25 protein-coding genes, 2 pseudogenes and 1 other annotated feature are annotated in these 21,339 nt (G+C 62.9%); of the genes and pseudogenes, 13 read left to right on the plus strand and 14 right to left on the minus strand.

Features of this window, described 5'->3' with window-relative positions; genetic code table 11:
• From MTBSS4_RS13770 to MTBSS4_RS13785, 4 genes are all read right to left on the minus strand, one after another.
• A partial coding sequence (locus tag MTBSS4_RS13770) for an AAA family ATPase (protein WP_368667784.1) occupies positions 1 to 489 on the minus strand: 489 nt, incomplete at its 3' end.
• 340 nt (positions 490 to 829) lie between these two features.
• Positions 830 to 1,351, minus strand: coding sequence for a DUF3489 domain-containing protein (locus MTBSS4_RS13775; RefSeq protein WP_173983992.1), 522 nt, complete (start codon positions 1,349 to 1,351; stop codon positions 830 to 832).
• Between the two features lie 94 nt (positions 1,352 to 1,445).
• The gene (locus tag MTBSS4_RS13780) at positions 1,446 to 1,625 is read right to left on the minus strand and encodes a hypothetical protein (protein ID WP_173983993.1); all 180 of its coding nucleotides are present in this window, start codon (positions 1,623 to 1,625) and stop codon (positions 1,446 to 1,448) included.
• 42 nt (positions 1,626 to 1,667) lie between these two features.
• A complete protein-coding gene (locus MTBSS4_RS13785) occupies positions 1,668 to 1,937 on the minus strand; it encodes a hypothetical protein (RefSeq protein ID WP_254432551.1) in 270 nt (89 codons plus the stop codon).
• Positions 1,938 to 1,967: 30 nt separating this feature from the next.
• On the opposite strand from MTBSS4_RS13785, the gene MTBSS4_RS13790 reads away from it, so the two are divergent.
• From MTBSS4_RS13790 to MTBSS4_RS13805, 4 genes are all read left to right on the plus strand, one after another.
• Entirely contained in the window at positions 1,968 to 3,875 is a 1,908-nt protein-coding gene (locus tag MTBSS4_RS13790) for a PriCT-2 domain-containing protein (protein ID WP_254432552.1), read from the plus strand.
• Positions 3,865 to 5,718, plus strand: a complete 1,854-nt coding sequence (locus MTBSS4_RS13795; RefSeq protein ID WP_173983995.1) for a phage terminase large subunit family protein — start codon at positions 3,865 to 3,867, stop codon at positions 5,716 to 5,718. Before MTBSS4_RS13790 ends, MTBSS4_RS13795 begins: the two co-directional genes overlap by 11 nt.
• Before the next feature lie 149 nt (positions 5,719 to 5,867).
• Positions 5,868 to 6,719, plus strand: a complete 852-nt coding sequence (locus tag MTBSS4_RS13800) for a hypothetical protein (protein ID WP_152426999.1) — start codon at positions 5,868 to 5,870, stop codon at positions 6,717 to 6,719.
• A 13-nt stretch (positions 6,720 to 6,732) separates the two neighbouring features.
• On the plus strand, positions 6,733 to 8,238 hold the full coding sequence (locus MTBSS4_RS13805) for a vWA domain-containing protein (RefSeq protein WP_173983996.1): 1,506 nt from the start codon (positions 6,733 to 6,735) through the stop codon (positions 8,236 to 8,238).
• Between the two features lie 27 nt (positions 8,239 to 8,265).
• On the opposite strand, the gene MTBSS4_RS13810 is transcribed toward MTBSS4_RS13805, so the two are convergent.
• From MTBSS4_RS13810 to MTBSS4_RS13830, 5 genes are all read right to left on the minus strand, one after another.
• Positions 8,266 to 8,589: a hypothetical protein gene (locus tag MTBSS4_RS13810; protein WP_173983997.1), complete on the minus strand. Its 324-nt coding sequence runs from the start codon at positions 8,587 to 8,589 to the stop codon at positions 8,266 to 8,268.
• A gap of 36 nt (positions 8,590 to 8,625) precedes the next feature.
• Positions 8,626 to 8,814 carry a hypothetical protein gene (locus tag MTBSS4_RS13815; RefSeq protein ID WP_008621331.1) on the minus strand — a complete coding sequence of 63 codons (189 nt, stop codon included), beginning with the start codon at positions 8,812 to 8,814 and terminating at the stop codon, positions 8,626 to 8,628.
• A gap of 22 nt (positions 8,815 to 8,836) precedes the next feature.
• The gene (locus tag MTBSS4_RS13820) at positions 8,837 to 9,466 is read right to left on the minus strand and encodes a hypothetical protein (RefSeq protein ID WP_173983998.1); all 630 of its coding nucleotides are present in this window, start codon (positions 9,464 to 9,466) and stop codon (positions 8,837 to 8,839) included.
• Positions 9,467 to 9,718: 252 nt separating this feature from the next.
• A complete protein-coding gene (gene mamD, locus MTBSS4_RS13825) occupies positions 9,719 to 10,735 on the minus strand; it encodes a magnetosome protein MamD (RefSeq protein ID WP_008621324.1) in 1,017 nt (338 codons plus the stop codon).
• A 262-nt stretch (positions 10,736 to 10,997) separates the two neighbouring features.
• The gene (locus MTBSS4_RS13830; protein WP_173983999.1) at positions 10,998 to 11,771 is read right to left on the minus strand and encodes a hypothetical protein; all 774 of its coding nucleotides are present in this window, start codon (positions 11,769 to 11,771) and stop codon (positions 10,998 to 11,000) included.
• Between MTBSS4_RS13830 and MTBSS4_RS13835 the strand changes: the two genes are divergently transcribed.
• The 7 genes and pseudogenes from MTBSS4_RS13835 to MTBSS4_RS13865 form a co-directional block, all read left to right on the plus strand.
• Positions 11,762 to 12,274, plus strand: coding sequence for a hypothetical protein (locus MTBSS4_RS13835; RefSeq protein ID WP_173984000.1), 513 nt, complete (start codon positions 11,762 to 11,764; stop codon positions 12,272 to 12,274). The two genes, MTBSS4_RS13830 and MTBSS4_RS13835, sit on opposite strands and share 10 nt — an antisense overlap.
• A 339-nt stretch (positions 12,275 to 12,613) precedes the next feature.
• Positions 12,614 to 13,168, plus strand: coding sequence for a hypothetical protein (locus tag MTBSS4_RS13840; protein ID WP_173984001.1), 555 nt, complete (start codon positions 12,614 to 12,616; stop codon positions 13,166 to 13,168).
• A 168-nt stretch (positions 13,169 to 13,336) separates the two neighbouring features.
• On the plus strand, positions 13,337 to 13,534 hold the full coding sequence (locus tag MTBSS4_RS13845) for a hypothetical protein (protein WP_008617149.1): 198 nt from the start codon (positions 13,337 to 13,339) through the stop codon (positions 13,532 to 13,534).
• The gene (locus MTBSS4_RS13850; RefSeq protein WP_173984002.1) at positions 13,527 to 13,970 is read left to right on the plus strand and encodes a DUF6362 family protein; all 444 of its coding nucleotides are present in this window, start codon (positions 13,527 to 13,529) and stop codon (positions 13,968 to 13,970) included. Before MTBSS4_RS13845 ends, MTBSS4_RS13850 begins: the two co-directional genes overlap by 8 nt.
• Positions 13,971 to 14,044: 74 nt before the next feature.
• Positions 14,045 to 14,395 carry a helix-turn-helix transcriptional regulator gene (locus MTBSS4_RS13855; protein WP_173984003.1) on the plus strand — a complete coding sequence of 117 codons (351 nt, stop codon included), beginning with the start codon at positions 14,045 to 14,047 and terminating at the stop codon, positions 14,393 to 14,395.
• Positions 14,392 to 14,796, plus strand: a complete 405-nt coding sequence (locus MTBSS4_RS13860) for a type II toxin-antitoxin system VapC family toxin (protein WP_173984004.1) — start codon at positions 14,392 to 14,394, stop codon at positions 14,794 to 14,796. Before MTBSS4_RS13855 ends, MTBSS4_RS13860 begins: the two co-directional genes overlap by 4 nt.
• Before the next feature lie 460 nt (positions 14,797 to 15,256).
• Positions 15,257 to 15,556: pseudogene (locus tag MTBSS4_RS13865) on the plus strand (DNA cytosine methyltransferase); the annotation flags it as partial.
• Between the two features lie 473 nt (positions 15,557 to 16,029).
• On the opposite strand, the pseudogene MTBSS4_RS13875 reads toward MTBSS4_RS13865, so the two are convergent.
• Positions 16,030 to 16,889 (minus strand): annotated as a pseudogene (locus tag MTBSS4_RS13875) (IS3 family transposase); the annotation flags it as partial.
• Positions 16,492 to 16,608 (minus strand) — a sequence feature (AL1L pseudoknot). (Overlaps the previous pseudogene by 117 nt.)
• A gap of 61 nt (positions 16,890 to 16,950) precedes the next feature.
• Here MTBSS4_RS13875 and MTBSS4_RS13880 point away from each other — a divergent pair.
• Both MTBSS4_RS13880 and MTBSS4_RS13885 read left to right on the plus strand, forming a co-directional pair.
• The gene (locus tag MTBSS4_RS13880; protein WP_173984005.1) at positions 16,951 to 17,199 is read left to right on the plus strand and encodes a hypothetical protein; all 249 of its coding nucleotides are present in this window, start codon (positions 16,951 to 16,953) and stop codon (positions 17,197 to 17,199) included.
• A 31-nt stretch (positions 17,200 to 17,230) separates the two neighbouring features.
• Positions 17,231 to 17,593 carry a hypothetical protein gene (locus MTBSS4_RS13885; RefSeq protein ID WP_173984006.1) on the plus strand — a complete coding sequence of 121 codons (363 nt, stop codon included), beginning with the start codon at positions 17,231 to 17,233 and terminating at the stop codon, positions 17,591 to 17,593.
• 332 nt (positions 17,594 to 17,925) lie between these two features.
• On the opposite strand, the gene MTBSS4_RS13890 is transcribed toward MTBSS4_RS13885, so the two are convergent.
• The 4 genes from MTBSS4_RS13890 to MTBSS4_RS22135 all read right to left on the minus strand — a co-directional run.
• Complete coding sequence (locus tag MTBSS4_RS13890; RefSeq protein ID WP_173984007.1) at positions 17,926 to 18,354, minus strand: hypothetical protein; 429 nt, start codon at positions 18,352 to 18,354, stop codon at positions 17,926 to 17,928.
• Positions 18,355 to 18,706: 352 nt separating this feature from the next.
• A complete protein-coding gene (gene feoB / locus MTBSS4_RS13895) occupies positions 18,707 to 20,818 on the minus strand; it encodes a ferrous iron transport protein B (RefSeq protein ID WP_173984008.1) in 2,112 nt (703 codons plus the stop codon).
• 35 nt (positions 20,819 to 20,853) lie between these two features.
• Positions 20,854 to 21,096, minus strand: a complete 243-nt coding sequence (locus MTBSS4_RS13900) for a FeoA family protein (protein ID WP_254432553.1) — start codon at positions 21,094 to 21,096, stop codon at positions 20,854 to 20,856.
• Between the two features lie 40 nt (positions 21,097 to 21,136).
• Positions 21,137 to 21,339 (minus strand): hypothetical protein (locus MTBSS4_RS22135; protein ID WP_217425543.1); only part of this gene is annotated, 203 nt, incomplete at its 5' end.

Raw genomic sequence — 21,339 nt, forward strand, 5'->3', positions numbered from 1 at the left:
GATGGATGGTGAGGGGCGGACCTGACCCACAATGATCCATTTTAAATGGGTTCTGAAGAGGCGTTCTGAAGAGGCGTCTTGTTGACGGCATCGTGATACGATATAGCGATGGCGGTTCTCGGCCGAGACGTTGAGCTTCTCGGCATCGGACGGGCTCATGGAGAACAGGGTCTGCACCACGCGGGCGATGCCCGGCAGGGCACTGGCGCCCCGCGCCGTGTTCATGTTGCCGGCATGACCGTCGCTGGAGCCTTGCGGCGGCTTGGCGGTGTGATGCACCAGCAGCACGGAGCAATCGCCCTTCTGGGCGATCTCGCGGAACATGGCCGCCACCGCCTTCATCTGGTCGTTGCTGTTCTCGTTGGCGGCATGGGTCTCGACGAAGGGATCGACCACCAGCACCCCGATGGCGTGGCGGCGCACATGCTCGATGCAGGCATCGACGTCGGGGCGGCGCAGCACATTGCCGGCACTATCGCGGATGGCCACCAGCAGGGGACCGTCGGCTTCCAATTCAGCGGCTTGCAGCCGAGGCGCAGATCGCGCTCCCAGAATTCGAGAATCTGCTGGTTGGAATAGCCCTTGCCCCGGAAGTATTCGAAGTCGGTCTGCGACCATTGAGGATGGGTCTTCAGGGCGGCGGTGACGTAGGCGTCGGCCTTGTTCCAGGATCCTTCGTCGAGTTCCCACTCGGTGTCGGTGCTGTTGAACAGTTTCTCGAATGCTCTCGTCTCAGCCTGCTGGGGTGTTTCGGCCTCGACCTCGACCCTGGTGCTTTCGGTGACGTCGCGGGTGATGATGACGCTGTAGCGGGGCATGGCCGTTTGCCTCAGTCCTGGATTTTGTAAATACGGCCGCGGCCTTCGATCTTCTCGCTGGTGACCTCAAGGCCCAGCTTCTTCTTCAAGGCCCCGGCGATGGCGCCGCGCACGGTGTGGGCCTGCCAGCCGAACTCTGCGGTGATCTCGGCGATGCTGGCGCCTTCGGGCCGCTTCAGCATGGCGATCAGGGCCTCCTGCTTGCTACCCTCGCGCTGGCGGCGGGGGGCGGCCGGAGCCTCAGCTTCCTCGGGTTCCGCGTCGTCGGCGGTCTCGATGCCGAGGGCGGCATCGGCGGTTGCGGTGGCGCGCAGGGTGAGGGGGGTGCCGTCTTCGCCGACGCGCCAGACGGTGGCGTCGTCCTTGGAGGCGATCTCCTCGATCAGCCCCTTCTTCAAAAGATTCTTGAGCACGTTGCCGACCGCGCCACCCTTCAGTTTGGCGGTGACCGGGAAGACCCGCCGGTCGTCGCGGGAGCAGGCGGCGGCGAGAATGGTGGTCTGGGTCTCGGAAAGTTGAATCTGCTGGGTCATGATGGTTTCCTCCGGGGTGTCGGCGCGGGGATGCGCCTGTACCACCTCGAGCCCCGCCGGGCGGACCCGGTCGGGGCGGGGAGAAACCAGGGCGTCAGGCGGCCAAGTTGGCCAGGAGATGCCGGGCTTCGTAAATGGCCGCCCACATGGCGCGGTCATCGGTCGGCCCATCCGTTGTTTCGATCTCGGCGGCGGCGCGGTCGATGGCCCGCAGCGTTTGCACCATGGCGGCATTGTCGGCACGCAGGCGGTCGAGCTCGGTACAATCGGTCATCCATGTCTCCTGTCTAGACGGTGCTGCCGGCGAGGCCGGGCGTCAGGCTGCCGTGTCGGCCATGATCTCGAAATGGGTGACGAAGCCGGTGAGGTAGGGCAGCCCGTGCGGGATGCCTGTGTCACGCGCCGTGTGGCGGCTGATGGTCCAGGCCATCCAGCGGGCCACCGCCGCGTCGACCGCTACCGTCAGGGTCTTGCCGGCGAACAATCCGTTGGCGACGTCGTCGGCGAAGTGGCGGCCAAAGGTGCTGTCGAGAAAATCGCGCACCGCCGTGTCGGGGCAGCCGGTGGCGGTCTGGATCGCGGGCATTGCCATCTTCCAGGCTTCGGTCGGATCGGCGTGGTCGGCCAGGCGGAAACCATCCTGCGCGGTATCGGCGGCCAGACGCGGGCCGAGATCAAGGGAGTCGAGCGGGCGGGCCGCAAGGCGGCGGGCATCTCCGCCAATGCCCAGGACGTGCCCGACCGCGATCTGATCGCCTCGGCCCTCGATCACATCCCCAACGACGATCTGCCCTACGACGAATGGATCAAGGTCGGCTTCGCCCTCTATGCCGGTCTCGGCCCCACAGGCGCCGACCTGTGGGAAAGCTGGTCGGCGCAGGCGTCCAAAAACGATCCCGCAGCCACCGCCGACAAGTGGCCCAGCTTCGCGACGGGCCGCGACATCACCGTCCGCACCTTGTTCTGGGAGGCCAAGAAGAACGGCTGGGAGCGCCCCAAATCCGCCCGCAAGCGAGCCCCGCACCACAATCCCTATGAGGGTATGAAACGCGACTGGGCGGCCCCCGGTCGCCCGACCATCCGCGTCACGGCGGGCGATCTGCCCCGTGTCGTTGGCGAGGGGGAAATGGCGATGATGAACTCCCGCCTGCCGCTCTATCAACGCGGCAGCATGGTGGTGCGCCCGGCCTCGTCCGCCGTCACCATCACCGACGGGCGCAAGATCAACGCCCCTCGCTTGGTCGTCGCCAACCGCCACCACATTGCCGAGGCCATGACCGTCGCGGCCCATTGGGAGCGCTTTGACTCCCGCGCTATGGATTGGGTCTCGACCGACTGCCCGTTGCGCATCGCCGACACCTATCTCGCCCGCGAAGGCATGTGGAAGCTGCCAGTCCTGACCGGCATCATCAACGCCCCAACGCTGCGGGCCGACGGCTCGCTGCTGGACCAACCCGGCTACGACACCGCCACCGGACTGTTGTTCGATCCGCAGGGAGTGTCCTTCCCCACCATTCCCGAATTCCCGGATCGCCATCAGGCCATGGCTGCACTGGGCTATCTCAAGCGCCTGATCGAGACATTCCCCTTCGTCGGCGAGGCGGATCGGTCGGTGGCTCTGTCCGGCATCCTGACCACCGCCATTCGCCGCTCGTTGCCCTCGGCCCCACTCCACGGCTTCAACGCCCCCACCGCCGGATCGGGCAAATCCCTGCTGGTGGATATCGCCAGCATGATCGTCTCGGGCCGCCCCGCCTCGGTCATCGCCCAAGGCAAGACCGAGGAGGAAATGGAAAAACGCCTGGGAGCAGCCCTGATCGCCGGCGATCCGCTGATCTCCATCGACAATTGCGAGATCGGCCTCGGCGGTGAATTGCTCTGCCAGACCCTCACCCAGCCCATGCTCAAGGTCCGCCTGCTGGGCAAGTCGCTCAACATCGAGGTGCCCAGCACGGCGGCGGTGTTCGCCACCGGCAACAACCTGACCGTGGTGGGCGACATGACCCGGCGCGCCATCCGCTGCACCCTCGATGCCGGTGTCGAGCGCCCCGAACTGCGCGAATTCGACCGCGACCCTGTCGCCACGGTGGCCGACTGCCGTGGGGATTATGTTGCAGCGGTTCTGTGTATCCTGCGCGCCCACCACCTTGCTGGCCGTCCGCAGCAGACCACGCCGCTCGGCTCCTTCACCGAATGGTCGCGCTGGGTCCGAGATGCCCTGGTCTGGCTGGGCGAAGCCGATCCTTGCGCCACCATGGACAGCATTCGGGGTGCCGATCCCAAGCTGGAGGCGCTGACCACGGTGGTCGAGCAATGGCACAAGGAAGCGGCGGCGGCGGTGTTCTCCCGCGCCAAAGCGGAACGCGATTCCCACATGGCCTGGGTCAGCCGCACCGCGCCGCTGCTGGCCGCCCAGACCGGCGCCGATCCCCAGGCGACCTTCGCGGCGCTCGACCGGTTCATGCGCGAGCACCTGGAGCATCTGTCCGACACCCCGGTCTGGACTTTGCGCGATGCAGGGTGATAGCGCCCTGGCGGTGGTGGACCGGGCATGGCGGAAGGGCATCCGGCCCGAGCCGCCGATCCCGGTGTCGGAATGGGCCGACCGCAACCGGGTGCTGCCGCCCACCTCGGCCGAGCCGGGCCGCTGGCGCACCGGCCGCACGCCCTATCTCAAGGCGGTGATGGACGCGCTGTCCACCGCCAGCCCCTGCGAGCGGGTGGTGCTGATGAAGGGCGCCCAGACCGGCGGCACCGAGGCCGGCCTCAACTGGCTGGGCTACATCATCCACAACGCGCCGGGCATCACCATGCTGGTGCAGCCCTCGCTGGACATGGTCCGGCGCAACACCACGGTGCGCATCGATCCGCTGATCGAGACCACGCCCAGCTTGCGCGAACTGGTGTCGCCCGCCCGCTCTCGGGACGCCGGCAACAGCCTGTTCCGCAAATCCTTCCCCGGCGGACAGTTGGTGATGACCGGGGCCAATTCCGCCGCCGGATTGCGCTCCACCCCGGTGCGGTATCTGTTCCTGGACGAAGTGGACGGTTACCCCGGCGATGCCGACGGCGAGGGCGATCCGGTCGATCTGGCCATCCAGCGCACCGCCACCTTCCGGGGCCGACGCAGAATCTACATGGTCTCGACCCCGACGCTGAAAGGCCATTCCCGCATCGAGGCCGCCTTCCTGGACTCCGATCAGCGCTATTACCATGTGCCGTGCCTGCATTGCGGCGACATGGCCCCGATCACCTGGGCGCGCATCCGCTGGCCCGAGGGCCGCCGCGATCAGGCGTTCCTGGTCTGCGAATCCTGCGGCGGCATCCACTACGAGCACGACAAACCCGCTCTGCTGGCGGCGGGCGAATGGTGCCCCACCGCCCCCGGCGATGGCCGCACCGCCGGCTTCCACCTGTCGGCGCTGTACTCTCCGTGGGAGACCTGGGCGGAAATCGCCACTGAGCATGGCCGCGTCAAATCCGATCCACCCCGGCTCCAGGTCTGGGTCAACACCAAGCTGGGCGAGTCCTGGGAGGACCAGGCCGGCGACACCGTGCCCGCAGATCCGCTGATGGCCCGGCGCGAGGATTGGGGCGACCGCCTGCCCGAGGCGGCCACAGTGCTGACCGCTGGCGTCGATGTCCAGGGCGACCGGTTGGAGGTGCAGGTGATCGCCTGGGGCGCCGACGAGGAAGCCTGGGTGGTGGAATATCGCGTGCTGTGGGGCGATCCCTCCGGCCCGCGCGTTTGGGCCGATCTCGATTCCTATCTCGCCACCACCTTCGCCCATCCCAAATCCGTCGCCGATCTGCCCATCCGCGCCGCCTGCATCGATACCGGCGGCCACCACACCAAGGCGGCCTACGAGTTCTGCCGCACCCGGCTGGCGCGGCGCATCTGGGCGATCAAGGGCCGTGGCGGCCCCGCCATCCCGGTCTGGCCGCGGCGCCCCACCCGCGTGCGCGGCAAGGTGCCGCTGTTCATCGTCGGCGTCGATGCCGTCAAGGACGCCCTCTACGCCCGCCTGCGCCTGACCGAACCCGGCCCAGGCGCCGTCCATTTCCCGCGCCGGATGGACGCCGACTATTTCCGCCAGTTGACCGCCGAACGGGTGGTCACCCGCTACGACCGGGGCCGCCCCATCCGCTCGTGGCAGCCGAAACGGGACGGCGAGCGCAACGAGGCGCTGGACACCTTCGTCTACGCCACCGCCGCCCTGCACGGCCTCGTTGCCATGGGACTGCGGCTGAACGACGAGGCGGCGGCGATGGCGATGCTGCCGATGCGAGGGATGCCCGTGGTAGTGGGCACAGCCCCCGTCGCCTGCCCGACGCTGGCCCCGATCCGGTCGCGGTGGATGGGATAGGCGAGATTCATATCTTGAGCGACCCGGGGGTTGTGCCACAAACCGTCATTTACCAACCCTGTTGGGGGCTATCGGCTTTTGGCATGGGCGGTAATACCGGATGTGCTAGTCTAAGCGATTATGGCCGTTGCCCATTTGGGGGGGGGATTATGCCGATACTTCTTATCGCTCTGTCAGCATGTGGATTTTTGGCCGTCATGGTTGGCGTGTCTAAACTGGCTGATCGCAACAAAACAAAGCCAGCCCCCAAAGATAGCCGTTCAATAAATTTTCAGGGTATCGATGACGCTGGGAAACTGACCCGGCAGAAGGCCGAGCTTCAGCTTCGGGTGAATGCGCTTGCCGCAAGAGAAGATACGCTTCTCGCCTCTATCCGTGAATTTGAGCAGGGAGTGGATGCCCGTAAAGGCGAGAAGCTGGCTGCCGAGCAAGACGAAATCAATGCTGCTGTCACGGCCAAAAATGCAGTTGAGGCTCGTGTTAGCGAGCTTCGCGAGAGTGGGCGGAAGCTGGCCGATGTCGTCTCTGACCTTCAGGCCGACGCCGACCGTAAGAAATTGCATGTGGATGAACTATCCGCCGACGTTGCCGATCTCACTCGGACCAAGGACGCTCTCGATGAGAGCATCACCAATCTCTTGGCTCGGCAGCGTGAGATTGAGGCTGAGATGGCCGAGTTGGATCGGGATATCGACGAGCGCCGCCGGGAAAAAGTAGCCGAGATGGATGAGGCCGTCGCCGCACAGAAGGAATTGGCACTGTCCAAGATCATGGCGTGGACGGAGTCCGAGAAATCGAGGCTTCAGGAGCGGTTCGAGAGCAGCTATCAGACCGAGGTCACTGACTTGCGGCGTCAGCTGATCGAGAAAGTTACAGCCGAATTCGACAGCATCCATGAATATTTCTCGACCTTCGCCTCGGAGCGGAAGCTCATGGCCGAGACCGAGATCAAGGACTTTCTTGCGGAGAAGCGTTCGACCATTCTGTCCAACCTAGAATAGACGGGAGGCGGACATGCTTGCTCGCATCATTCTGGCTGCCGCCCTGATTGCCAGTGTTGTTCTTGGCCCGGTTCGTCCAGTTTTAGCCCAAGAACAGCCGGACATTATCATCTTGTTCGATCAATCGGGATCGGTTGGAAAGCATGATCCAAAACTTGCCTCCAAGGCATGGCTGCTCACCTTCCTGAAGACCTTCGACAATCCGTATAAGATCGAAATCGTTGGTTTCGACGAAGCCCTGTACCGTCACCTCGCCATCGACCGTGATACCGCCACCGACATCAATGCCGTGAACCGGGCCATCGATGGCATTGAAACGGTTGGCAAAGCGACAGATTTGGAGATGCCCTTCCGCTATCTGCTGAATTATGCGAAGCCTTCGACGAAACTGGCCGTGATCATATCCGATGGCGAGCCGGAAATTTGGGATGCCAAGCTGGGCTATCTCAGCAAGGAGGTTCAAGCGGACCCCCGCTATGACGATCTAAACCGCCAGTATCAGCAGATGAAGGATGCCGGGGTCTCGAAGCGGAAGCGGTTTGAAAAACTCGGCGCTCTTTACCACGCCCGCAATATCGATCTGATCGAAGGCCAGATGCCGGGCATCGCCAAACTGATCGGTGATCGGCTGATCATCTGGGATTTGTCCGGAACCTCCTATTATCTGAAGACCTGGGCCAAGGCAGCGGGTGCCCAATATCTGCCGATGCGGGTGGCTGCTCAGGAAAATCCCGTTGAGCAATTGCAGAAGGCCATGACGGCCTTGCAACAGCATTCCAGTGCTATCGTCAAGGAAGCCCTACCGGACGACCACGAGCATCGAGCCGCCATAGCCCTTACCACAATTCCCGAGATCGCGGCGAAGGTTCAGCCGAGGGAGCAACCCGCCCCCAAGCCGCTATCCCCCCCCATCGAAACAAGGATGGCTGAGCCGGTTGCGCCCCAGCTCGTAGCTCCTGCGGATACGCAAACCAGTCAGTCACCCATATGGGGGATTGTTCTTGTGTTGTTGGGCGGTGTGATTGGAGCTTTGATCGTCTACCGGCGACGAGCGACTGCCAAGGCCGAACCAGCCGTTCCGGTGGACCTTGCCTCTCAGTACATTGACGCCAAGGTCAAAGGTGCCCTTGATGACGCGGAGAAATTGCGGCGGAAACTTCTTATCGCGGAAAGCGAAGCTGTCAAGGTCGAGCGACGGTTCTCATTGCGTGTTGCAGTGCCTACCGGGGCCATGGAAATTCAATGGATCAGTGCTGATGGTGAGAAGCGGGAAACGGCTGCCATCAATCTTTCCATGCACGGCGTCAAATTCGAGACTCATGGAGCCGAGGTCAAGGCCGTCACCAAGATTATCTGCCCGAATATGGATGTGGTTCTGGGGGTGAAGAAATTTCAGGAAATCCGTCGTGATGGTAGTCGCTCCGTTGCCCTTTTGATCGAGTTTGAAAACAATCTCGATGACTGGATGCGGTGGGTAGAAATCATAACCCGGATCGACCAGATCGCCACAAAGCCGTGAGCAAGGGACGGTAGGCTGAAAATCCGCTTATCCCAACTGACGGTGCTGCACATCTCTAGAGGAACAGAACCGCTTGTGGTGAAGTTCCGATGCCATGTTGCGGAAAATCTTTCCACAGGAATCGCAAAAGAACAGATGGACGAGGGAGGGTAGAGATTCCCGGCATCTGATTTCACGGGGTGTGTTGACATGAACCGCAGCGAGTTTCTTAGGCTTTGGGTCGAGAATATTACGCATCGACTGTGTGATGACCTCGTTCAAATCGAAGAGCTTATCGCCGAAAATCCCGTTCCGGCGAGACCATGGAATCACTATTTTTGATGCAAGCCACGCCAATTCGTCCTCATCCATGGGACATTGCATCCTAGATGTGGAATGAGTGCAACATTATGTGATGGGTTCAGCCGCACCGGACAACTTGCGGCAGACATAGAAACCGCCCGCAGCGGTCGCCAGTGACAAGCCGATCAAGACACCGACACCCATGCTGGCGCTCAAGATCAGGATGGCGGCTTTGCCCAACCCTGGAGCACTTGCGGCAGCGATTTTCGATCCAGTCACGGTGCTTGTGATCATGATATCCTCCCAACCCTCTGATTTAGCGAAGAGCCTCCAGGATCGGATCGTCTTCGCCGCGCGAGCGCCTAGCTTTTTTAGGGCGTTTGACCATGCTGGTAGGCTTACTCGTTTTCACACTCGACCATGTCGCCGTTGTTCGTTGCAAAACGCTCCAAAGCTTGAGAAATAGACTTTCCCGACCATCCCAAAGGGTGGCGGTTTGCTTGTGATACTGAACCTGGGACATCTGTGGGCTGGGGGGTAGATGGGCCGAGGAGCTTTCTTCGCCAACGCTCATGCCCGATTGGTGTGGTGAGTTATCCGCCACTTTATCCACAATTTGGTCCAGCGAGCTGGCGGCGATCATCAGGTCTGCAACTAAATCAATGTCCCAATCTGAGTTCCAGTCCGCCCCGGCTTTAGCCACCTCCAGATGAAGTGACAGCATGGCGAAGCTCTTCTCGGAAACCTCGGTCAGACTGTCCGTCCATCCCTCCGTTTCCCCATAAAGTAGGGCCGCTTCAAACGCCGTCGCAAAGCATGCCAAATCCGTCAGAGTATGGGCAGTTGCACCATTTGCCATGAAGCGAATGATGCTACTTGGTGGGCTTTCGAGATGGGCAATTGCTGATGAACGGTATGCACTCAGACCAGCTTCAACCTTGGGCATGAGGGCGAGGCATTCTTCAATGAATGTGCCTCGTTCCCCACGCTCTTCGTGGTTGTCTTTACGCTCCGATGGGGGCACGGCAATGCTTGAACACGCAGCAGCGCAGGGTATTTCACCTGATGCATTGGAACAGGAGCTTGCCCGCTTTCGACCTTTTTTAGGGACATCAGTCACAGACCAACGTCCTCCTGTTCATGCTGAGCTTACACCGCACGAAGTGTGAACACGTAAGGGGCAAGCATATCGTCTTGCCTAAGCCGTCACTGCGTCCGAGATCGCGTCATCAACCTCGGATGCTGCCGAGGTGGTCCGGGCCTTGCGGTAGCGGTAAATGCCGTAACCGGCTGCGGCGATGACGCCACCCAGGATGACAGGACCAGCAGCGCCGAGTCCCAAACCAAGGCCCAAGCTCATGCCGGTACCAGTCCATAGAGTGCCGACAGCGGCGGCACCCTTGGTGGCGGCGCCAGCAGCGGCACCCTTGGCAACCGAACCCGCCACAGCAGTTTTACCGGCGGTCTGCAATGCCACAGTCTGCATGGCACCCTTGGCGGCGATTGCGGTTCCGGCCGCGCCCTTAGCGGCGACACCAGTCACAGGATTGAGAACCAGGAACTTGCTCGTCGTACCGGCCATCATCGGAGATTCGCCAATAGCGAAGGTCTTGCCGACCAGCCACGGCATTTGCCCAGCACCATGTTGAACCTTGAGGACCACCAGATCCTTCATGGTGGCAGCGGTTTCACCAACGGGCTGAAGGAAGAGCCAATTTGCGGCTCCATTCCCAGCGGCAGTGGTCTTCGCCACCATGAAAGTCTTGCCGGTCATCATCTGGACCTGCCCGGCCTGTCTTGCGCCTTCGAGCTTCATCATGATCATGCCGTTCCCGCCGCCCTGGGTGGCGGCAGCAGTCAGACCACCAGCACCGGCAGCGCCCGCAGCAACGGCAGCGCCCTTTGCCGCGATACCGGCTTTGGGGCACAGCACAAGCCATTTGCTCACGCCATCTGCAACGAGGGGGGCTTTTCCGATGGTAACGGTCTTGCCCACCATCCCGGACAACTGCGCGACCTGACGGGCACCCTCCAGCTTGAGGGCAACGGCCCCCTTTCCAGCGGTAGCGCCAGCGGGGTTCAGGAATAACCAGTGTCCCATTCCATTCCCAGTAGCAGTAACTTGGCCGACCGTGTAGGAATTTCCGGTCATCGACGACAGGAGAGCTGCCTGGGTGGTTCCCTCGACCTTGGCCATGATCATTTGGTCAAGCATGCTAACAGCTCCCTAAACAATGACGCAGAGCGACAAACCGTTCTGCTGAAGATACCCCGAGTCCCTTCGGAGAGATATAGGCTGGTATGCGCATATACCATAACACGCCCCCCATTCTCGCAAGCTGAGGCGAAATCTGTCCAGAGAAATTTATTGTGGATACTGGTTTGCTCTAATAGTAAGAGGCGCTCGCAACTATGTGCGGGGGCGATCTGGCTGTGAGTTTTCCTATTTCTGGAAATAATGCTTCATGAAAAAGGGGCTACACGTTGGCGGCAGCTTCCTTCCGCTTTCGCGCCCGAGTAGCCGCCAGCTTGGACTCTGTTGAATGCTGAAGGTCCAAAGCAGCTTTTGCCCTCCGCTTGGCGGCAGCTGCTAACTTGATGGCCTGCTTGGCATTGGCGCCAGCCGCTAATGCACGCTTCTCAGCTTCGTTGGCCTCGGCGATTAGCTTCTCGGCGGCTGCAATTTCGGCGGTAAGCTCCGCAGCCAGGGCCGCTTCATCATCAGGTGAGGATACCAGCTTTCTAAATGCTCCGTATCCTGCGGCGAAAACAGCATCAGCCATTGACGCGACTTGGGAGACTAGTGTGGCGGTCTCTTGACCACTCTTGGTCCGAGAGCGGGGTTTGCCCTTTGGATTGGCGGCATACATCCGATAGGCCCCATACCCAGCAACGCATACGGTTCCCGCAAGCAATGCAGGCCCCCAAGCGCCGAGACCTAAGCCGAGGCCGAGGCTCAGCCCTTTTCCGGAAAATATGGATGAAACCAGCTTGGTCCCGTTCGCGATCCCGGCTGAGGTCACGTTGATAGTTCCGGAGCCGACCCCAGTAAGGTGGGTGTAGGGGATGCTAATTTTGCCGAGAGCGATGCTGGTGGAGGAAGCCTTGGCAGCCCCCGAACTCATCCCGGAAAGTTTGGAAGTCGCTGGGGCCAGCTTTACCGCTGCAGTGCCTGCAGATTTGACTTTCGACGCACCAGCGCCGCCCCCGCTGAGATGGCCGAGCTTGCCCAGGGCGTCAGGTGAACTCATGCAGCATCCCCAATGCTTCGGAAGGCCATAACTACGGTGCTGTTTGCGCAAAAAGTACTAATAATTTAAAGGTTATCCGCCTCGATGACGCCAAGGCCAATCTCGGCCTGATCTCGGCCGATGCCCGCTGGTTCCGGCGCGAAGGCGTCACCATCGCCAATGGCGACGAGGTCGGGGTTCTGGTGCCGGAGGATCTGGCCGACATCGCCGCCACGATGACCGCCCAGGTGGCCCCCGACGTTCTCGATACCGTACTGGCCGAGATCAGCCGCGCCTGGGATGCCGGCGATCCCTACAGCGATGCCCCCCAGGCCCGTGACCGTCATCTGCTCAAGGCGCTGCCGCCCCGGCTCGGTCTGCCGACCGAACTGGTCCGCGCCGCCAATCTCCGGCTGTGCGATCTGCGCCGGCTCAAGGTCGATGTGGTCGACCGCAATTCCAAGCGCAAGGGCTTGCGGCCGGCATCCCCTCCTGCGGAGGTCTGCGATGACGCACGCGATTGAAATCACGAACTTTGCGGAAGTTGCGGAAGTCTTGCGGAAGTTCCTTCTCCGCAACCTCCGCGCCGACTGCGGAAGTTTACGGAAGTCCGCGGAGGTTAACTTCCGCAACCTCCGCAAATCGACAGATCAGAACGGGATAACCAATTGGAAACACAGGGCTTATCTCGCTTGCGGAAGTCCAGTGCGGAAGTCACGGAGGTTGACCGCTAACCCATTGATTTTGCTTGCGGAGGTTTGCGGCGGAAGTTCCTCCCCCCATACCCCCCTCTGCGCGTATGCGCGCGCGAGGATCTCGCGCCCATCCGCGCCGTCCACACCTCAGACCAGCGGGAGACCGTCATGACCCATCCGGCACGCCCGTCCCATGACCTCGCCTCCGACCCGTGGGCGCCGTCCAATGCCGTCATCCAGTCCATGGTCGAGGGCCTGGACCTGATCGCGGCCGATATGGAGCGCAAATGGGGCATCGGCCGCTTGCGGCTGCTGGTGTCCGACCTGCTGCGGGCCAAGTTCGATGCCCAGCGCGGCAAGCTCGAAGCCGCCATCGCCAGCGGGCGGGAGACCTATGTCCGGGTCCAGGCCGAGGGCATGCGCAAGGCCTGGGCGGCGCTGGACAAGGCGGCGACCGAAACCGGCGGCCAGCCGCTGTCGCCCCAGGTGTGGGAATGCGTCCTGCCCGAGACCGGCGAGATCGTCGCCATCGTCCGCACCGAGGCCGAGGCCAGTGCCGTCTGCCGTCACGGCAGAGTGTTCACCCTGGCCGAGATCGCCCGGCTGATCGCCGCGCTGGGCGACACCGTGCTGGGCGTCAAGCAGGCCTTTCCCGGCGCCGAGATCACCCGCATCGGCCTGGCCACCATCGACTGGAAGGAGGGCGACCCGATCCCATTCTGAGCCGAACGGCGACGGGTCGTCCCGCCAAGAACCCCCCGTCGCCGCCCACACCACGACAATCCCATGGAAGGAGATCCTCATGGCAGTCCCGACTCTGCCCGTTCAGGGCGACATTGCAAGCATTCCGGCGCTACCGGCCTGGGCCGTCGATGCCCAGGGAGGTGCGCGATGACGTATTTCCCCAAGGGCTTCGGCGGCGAGCGTCGCGATGCCGAGCGGGTCAAGCGCGACGGCTGGCGGGAAAGCGGTGTCCTGGTCATCGCCGAGGATGACCAGCGCCTCACCTGGCCAGAGCGCGAACTGATCCGCCAGCTTGGGCAAAAGCTCTACGGCACCCGTCCGGCCAAGGAGGTTGATCATGGCTGAAGCCACGCTGACTCCGGCCGAGGTCGAGGAGCGTCTCGCCGAAGCCGCCGATATCCTGCGCCGCCTTCCCGAATCCAGGGTGCAGGGCCATGCCAGCACCTGGCCGCCCTATGTGCGGGAATACTGGGAATCCTACGGCATCGCCGAGGTGAAGCTGCGCCGCCCGCCACCCTCGGCTGCCGCCATCACCCGCATGGACGAGGCATTGCCGTGGCTGACCTGGCTCGATCCGGTGGATGCCAAGATCGCCTGGCTGCGGGCCAATGGCGACCGCTGGAAGGTCATCTGCTGGTCGGTGGGCATGCAGCGTTCCGCCGTCCATCAGCACTGGCTGTACGGCCTTTGCGTCATCGCCTGGCGGCTGCGGGGGCAAGCGGTGCCCGTCAAACGATCACGCCAGTTCCTGATCGATCGGATGCAGGCGGTGTCGCGGTGACGGTTAGAGCAGGGGCGGTTTACCGCCGCTCCTGCTCAATTGCACAAAACAGCGCATGGTGATATATATCGCTCATGATTACGTCCGAACAGGTTCGCGCCGCCAGGGCGCTTCTCCGCATCGAGCAGGATGATCTGGCTCGTCGTGCCCACATCTCCGCCGCCACCATTCGCCGGCTGGAGGCGTTCAATGGCGTTCAGCGGGTCTCTCCCGGCACGGTGAAGGAGGTTCAGCGGGCGCTGGAGGAGGCGGGGGCGGAATTCATCGACGACGGCGTTCGCCGCCGTCCGGCACGGGATCGCGCCAGGGCGGATGAATTGTTCGCCGACATCATGGTGATTGCCCGTCACGGCGCGGCCCGCCCGGTGATCGATCCCGGCTTTTCCGAGGCCGATCTCTACGGCGATGACGGCCTGCCGTCGTGATCGTCCTCGACACCTCCGCCGTGGTGGCGCTGCTGCAGGGCGAGGGCGATGCACCGCGCATGGCGCGGGCCATCGCCGATGCCGATGGCTGCATCCTGTCGGCGGTCAGCCATCTGGAAGCCGCCATGGTGCTGATCGGTCGGTCGGGAGCCGGTGCCGCCGATGATCTCGACGCCCTGATCGAGCGGGTCGGCATCGAGGTGGTGCCGTTTGACCGTCGCCAATCCGAGCTTGCCCGCGATGCCTTCCTGCGGTTCGGCAAGGGGCGTCACCCCGCCGCCCTCAACTTCGGCGACTGTGCCGCCTACGCCCTTGCGGCCGGGCGTGGGCTGCCGCTGCTGTTCAAGGGCAACGACTTCTCCCAGAGCGATATTCAGGCCGTCCTGGTCCCTGATTCCTGATTGTCGGAAAGAAACGCCGAGGCGGACACTTTTCGCTGAGACCAAGTGGGGCAGTTTGGGGTAAATATCCATCCATGCTTGCGAGAGGCGCGGATGGACGGCGGCGACGCCATCAAGTCAAGCGCCAATCGCAGTCAAGAGAAAGATTGCGGAGGGGCGGCACGAAATAAAGCGGGTCCTCCCTGGCACTTTCGCTATGCGGGGGGCAACAGCGCAGAATATCGCTAGCGACAGCCTGAATTTCTGGGTTACCACCCGGTTACCAGTTACCACCCCATGAGGCGCGCAAGTCCAAGGACGGCGCGCCTTTCGCGTTCCTGGCCGGGTGGTAACCATCCCCGGTTACCACGCCCCAGGTTACCACCTCGCCGGTTACCAGCCGGCGGTTACCACCCACAGCCCGGTTACCATTCCCATGCAGATTGCTCTCACCGAGCCGGTCTCCCCGGCCATCGGCGCGATGTCGTGCGCCTTGGCTGCCAAAGCGCTGGTCTATGGCAGCGTGTGCAGCGGGATTGAGGCCGCGACGGCGGCCTGGGAGCCGTTGGGCTGGCGAGCGGCGATTTTCGCCGAGATCGAGCCGTTTCCTTCCGCCATGCTGGCGCACCGCTATCCCGCCATCCCCAATCTCGGCGACATGACCGCCATCGACGGTTCAGCGTGGCGCGGCAAGATCGACGTGTTGGTGGGCGGCACACCCTGTCAGGCGTTCTCGGTGGCGGGCTTGCGCAAGTCGCTGGACGACGCCCGTGGCAACCTTGGCCGTGCCGGTGATGCGCTGGATCGGGTGCCGCATCCAGGCGGCAGGACAACAGCGATGACCCGCAATCCCTATCGCCTCGACGGCCCCGCCCTGGTGTCGTTTTCGGGCGGGCGCACGTCCGGCTACATGCTGCGCCAGATCCTGGACGCCCATGACGGCCAACTGCCCGCCGACGTCCATGTGGTGTTCTTCAATACCGGGCGGGAATTCGAGCAGACGCTGCGCTTCGTTCACGAATGCTCGGTGCGATGGTCGGTCCCGATCACCTGGCTGGAATTCGATCCCGCCGAGCCGTTCGACACCAGCGTGGTGGGATACAACAGCGCCGCCCGCGACGGCGAGCCCTTCGAGAAGATCATCAAGGTGCGGGGCTTCCTCCCCAACCCGACCATGCGGCTCTGCACCCATTACCTCAAGATCAAGCGCGGCATCGCCTTCATGCGCGACATGCGGGGCTATGCGGAATGGACCAGGGCATCGAGGACGAAGCCGGCATGGGCGGTGCGGCTGACCCGCCAGCCGACGATGCGCCGGGCGAAGGCGTCGATGATGAAGGCGACATAGACGAAGCCCGACCAGGTCGAGACATAGGTGAAGTCTGACAGCCACAGCCGGTTTGGCGCCGGGGCGTGGAACTGCCGGTTGACGTGGTCCTGCGGGCAGGGTGCCGCCTTGTCGCTGATCGTGGTTCGCACGGCCTTGCCACGGATCACCCCTTGCAGAGCCATCTGGCGCATCAGCCGCTCCACCGTGCAACGGGCGGCTGAAATCCCTTCCCGCCCGAGCTGGCGCCAGACCTTGCGGGCGCCGTAGACCTCGAAGTTCTCGATGAAGACTCGGGTGATCTCAGGCTTCAGCGCCAGATCGCGCCGGGCCCGCGCCGACAACTTGGCGGGATCGAGCCGCCCTGCCACGTGGGCGTGATAGGTGGACGGGGCAATCGGCAACACCTTGCAGATCGGCTCGACCCCGTGCGCACCACGATGATCGTCGATGAAGGCGATCATGGCTTGAACCGGCGGTCGAGCTCCGCCTGGGCAAAATATGCGGACGCCTTGCGCAGGATCTCGTTGGCTTGCCGCAGTTCCCGGTTCTCGCGCTCCAGCGCCTTCAGCTTGGCCGCCATCTCCGTGGAAATACCGGCCCGTTCGCCGCGATCGATCTCGGCTTTCTTGATCCATTCGTTCAGCGTGTGGGGCGCGCAGCCGATCTTGGCCGCAATGGACACGATCGCAGCCCAATGCGAGGCGTGCTCACCGGCGTGCTCGGCAACCAGCCGAACCGCGCGTTCGCGCAACTCGGGGGAAAACTTGTTCGTCGTCTTGCTCATCATGGCTCCGACTTCTCACGAGTGGGAGCCTCCGGCAATCCCGGGGCGGTTCAGGCTGACCATGGAGAACGCCCTCCCCACCCTGGTCGATCTACGCCGCACCCTGCGGCGTAACGGCTACCACCCGGTGCCGATCTCCGGCCCCCACCTGTCGATCAAGGCCGCCGGCAAGCGGCCCTTGATGCGCGGCTGGGTCCCCGCCCCCGACCACCCGACCTTCGCGGTCACGCCGGAGATGATCGAGCCCGCCATGCGCTGGCCGGCGGCGCTGAAGCGCGAAAACCTGCTCGGCACCGCCACGATGGCATGACACCGGCGACTCAATTTCGCGGAGAGAGGACATGGACCCGTTCACCGAGGGCTATCACGCCGGCCTGGCGATGCTGCCGCTGCGCTTCACCGCCGAATGTCCCCATGCCGATGGTTCGGACGCGGCCAGGGCCTGGTGGAGCGGCTGGCTGAAGGGCGAGCACGAGGTGATGGCGGCCAGCCCCGCCGCCGTGCTGGTCGCGGGCGAGATCGGCTTTCCGGTGCTGTTCATGCCCGACTGGCCGGAAAGCCGCAAGGCGGTCATTCAGGACTGGATCGCCAATTGCAGCGACACGGCGCTGCTCGCGCATCTCGAGGCGACGCGGCGCTACATGGAGACCCTGGACGACGACGGGGAGGACGGCCCATCCCGCCCCGTCCAGCCACCCGCGTGATTGCGGTCACCCGGCAATTTGTCCGACAAATTGCTATTCCTGCCATTCGTTGGTGATTGCTGAACCTCACGGATTCACTGGTGTCCGGCAATGCCCATTCGTGATTTTCCGTGAAATCACCGACAGGAAATTGTGACTGGTGACGAAAAATGCGTGATCCCCTGCCCGATCTCCGTGATCGGTCGCGGATTCGCTGTGATGGATGGGAAAAATGCCGTGACGTCAGGTAGAGACCCCGAAAATCCAGCCCTCCAGCCTGGCCTGGGTCCGCACGGCCGGGGCAAGGGTTGGCGAAAACTGCTCCGCCGGCCGACCCTCCTGATCTGCTCGGCTCATCCAGGCGGAGAAGCAATAGGCGTCATGCTGGTGGGGATCGCGGTCCCCTTGGGGAAAGTCGTGTTTCCATTAGGATAGACTTCAGCCACCACGGAACGTCCCAGCGGCACCGCCCAGCCGTCGAAGGGCCAGAAGTGAATTTTCGTCACCAGCGTCCGACGCAGGAACAGCAGCCAGGGAAGTCCGGCATGGGTGCCCACGGGCGAGATCTCCAGCTTGCCCATGTCTTGGGACGGAATCTCGGCCAGTTCGGCCATCGCCGAGCGGAGGAACACCAGACTCCAGCCGTCCACCATGGTCAGCTCGATGGCGTCCCGCGCGGGATCATAGCGCACCGAGCCGGCACGGAACTCTGTCGCCATGCGCCGGCGCCCGGCTTCGACCGTCTGCGACAGTTCCTCGTTCGTGACTTGGATGCCGTTCATCGATCGACCTCTCCATCGCCTGCGTTGATGCCCACCGTCGATCCATCCGACAAGGTCAAACGCGACGGCGAACGCAACGAGGCGCTGGACACCTTCATCGCGGCTCTCCGTAGCGGGGTCAGCCACAATCGGTGCGGTCGCCGTTTCGCTTGGCGCCGCAACTGCATCCACCGCCACACGACGCCCCGTCGGACGGCCGCCACCACATCCGCCACAGATGACGTATGACCACGAAGGCCGCCCCCGCTCCCACGACGGTAATGGCGCCTATATCCCAGAGTGATCCCAAAGCCATGGCGCAACACTTCTTTCATCAAGAGGTGGCGGAGGAACTCCGCCACCAGAACAAGGCCTACAGGAATGTCCCGCCGATCCGGCTGGCGGCCAGGGCCAGCAACCAAGCAAAAGTCAGGGAATAGGCCACCGAGAATCCTGCCCAACGCCAGCTCTGCGCCTCCTTGCCGATGATGGCGATGGTCGACAGGCAGGGGGCGTAGAGCAAGGTGAAGATCATGAAGGCAATGGCCGTGGCGGGCGGCATGGCGCCCCTCAAGGTCTCGGTCAGCTGGTCCGACCCCTTCTCCTGGGCATAGATGACGGCATAGGTCGCCACCACCACTTCCTTGGCGACAAAGCCGGTCATGATGGCCGCCGAATCCCGCCAGGAAAAGCCCAGCGGCTGAAACAGCGGCGTTACCGCGATGGCCGAACGCCCCAGATAGCTCTTTTCCAGTTTCTCTTGTGCCTGAGCGCTTTTCAGCGTCTTCAGCGCCGTTTCCTTTTCCGGGCTGTCGGGAAGCGCGGTCTGTTCGGCGATGACCGTCTCGAAATCCTGGGAATAGGTGATATCGCGGGGGAACTCCTGGAGGAACCAGATCACGATGGAGCCCACCAGGATGACGCCGGTGACCTTGGCAACAAAGCCCTGGGCGCTGTCCCACATATGGTGCAGAACCGAATGCAGGGTCGGCAGACGATAGGGCGGCAGCTCCATCACGAAGGCATCTCCTCCGCTGCCGGGAATGATGCGATTGAGCAGCACCGCCGACAACATGGCAGCGGCGAGGGACAGCATATACATGGCGAAGACCACGGTCCCGGCGATGTCTGCGAAGAAAGCGCCGGCGAACAGGATGAAGACCGGCAAGCGAGCCGAGCAGTTCATGAACGGCGCGATCAGCATGGCGATCAGCCGTGCCCGCTTGTTGGTGATGACGCGGGTGGCCATGACGGCGGGGACATTGCAGCCGAACCCAGCCACCATGGGGATCAGGGTGGTGCCGTGCAGGCCGAAATGATGCATCACCCGATCCATCAGGAAGCTGGCGCGGGCCAGATAGCCGGTGCCGCTGAGGATGGCCATGAAGAAGAACAGGATGACGATATTGGGCAGGAACACGATGGTTCCGCCGACGCCGGCCATGACGCCGTTGACCACCAGATCGTGGAACATGCCCTCGGGCAGGGTCTTGTCCACCAGATCGGTGGCCAGTTGCACCCCCGCTTTGATCCAGTCGGTGGGAATAGCACCCAGACTGAAGGTGGTCTCGAACATGACCCACAGGATACCCAGCAGCAAGGGAAGACCCAGTGTGCGGTTGAGGAAGAAATCGTCGAGGATGCGGGTCAGCTTGAACCCGGCGGTGGGGTCCACTTCCTGCTGGCGGGCTTCGCGCAGCAGGCCGTTGGTAAAGGCGAACCTCGCCGAGGCCAGCAGGCCGGCGGTGTCCTCGTCATGCTCGTGGGCCAGGGCGGTCTGCTCGCCCTTGATCTCCTCGACCAGTCCGACGTGGTTGCTTTCGTGGCGCAGAACCTCGTCATCGCCTTCCAGCATCTTGATGGCCAGCCAGCGCGAGCGCACCGGGCTCAGCTCCTGGGGGTGCAGCTTGGACAGATGCTGCTGGACGCGCTCGATGGCCGCCTCAAGATGGCTGTCATAGTGCAGCCGCATAGGTGTAGCGGGGGTTGCCGAGGCCATGGCCGCCACCGCGTCCAGCAGGGCGTCGATGCCCTCCTTCTTCAGGGCGCAGGTCTCCACCACCGGCGATCCAAGGGCCGAGGCCAATAGGGCGGTGTCGATGCGAATACCGGCCCGGCGGACCTCATCCATCATGTTCAGCACGGTGATGCGGGGCAGCCCGGTCTCGATCAGCTGGGTGGTTAGGAACAGGCTGCGGTCCAGATGGCCGGCATCCAGCACATTGACGATGATGTCGGGTTCCTCGCCGTGGATATAGTCGCAGCCGACCTTCTCCTCCGGCGATTGCGACGAGGTCGAGAAAATGCCAGGCACATCGACGATGCGCAGGCTGACCCCGCCATGGGTAATCTCGCGCACGCTCAAAGAAGTTGTAACCCGCTGATAGTTGGCAATGGCGGATTGGGCGCCCGTCAGGGCATTGAACAAGCTGGTGGAACCGGCATTGGGGTTACCCACCAGTGCCACGGTGACGGGGGATTTCATGTGCGGCTACCCTTGGATCGAGGTCGGTGGGGTGATTATTTCACGCGGATGCGGATCTGCCGGGCCTCGGCATTGCGCAGGCCCAGGCTGTAGCCCATCAGGCTGTAGATGCGCGGATCACCTAACGGGGCCGAACGATCCAGCGTAACGGGAGTGCCGGCCACTACGCCAAGAGACTGCATACGGCGCTTGAAAACGCCGTCCTCGGTTTCGATCTTGACGATCTCACCCTGCTGCTCGGGGCGAAGGTCGGCAAGGGTAACACTGTCCATATCCATATTCCGCTCCTTGGCACACGCATAAGAATGCGAATGCCTTTCAATTTAATGCGGCTTTCTCTTCATGGCAAAATATAAATTGTATCAACAAATATTCCTGTTGATCCCGCCCCGTCTCGCCGGACAACTCTTGCCAGCCATGGACTGAGGGGCAACCGACGAAAAGACATCCCTCCCATGCCATGGCGATATGGCGCACAAATGCACTCTCCATTGGCCCGGACGGGCTTCCTCTGAATATCA

This window comes from Magnetospirillum sp. SS-4, assembly GCF_902729425.1.
In the GTDB taxonomy this organism is placed as follows: Bacteria; Pseudomonadota; Alphaproteobacteria; order Rhodospirillales; family Magnetospirillaceae; genus Phaeospirillum.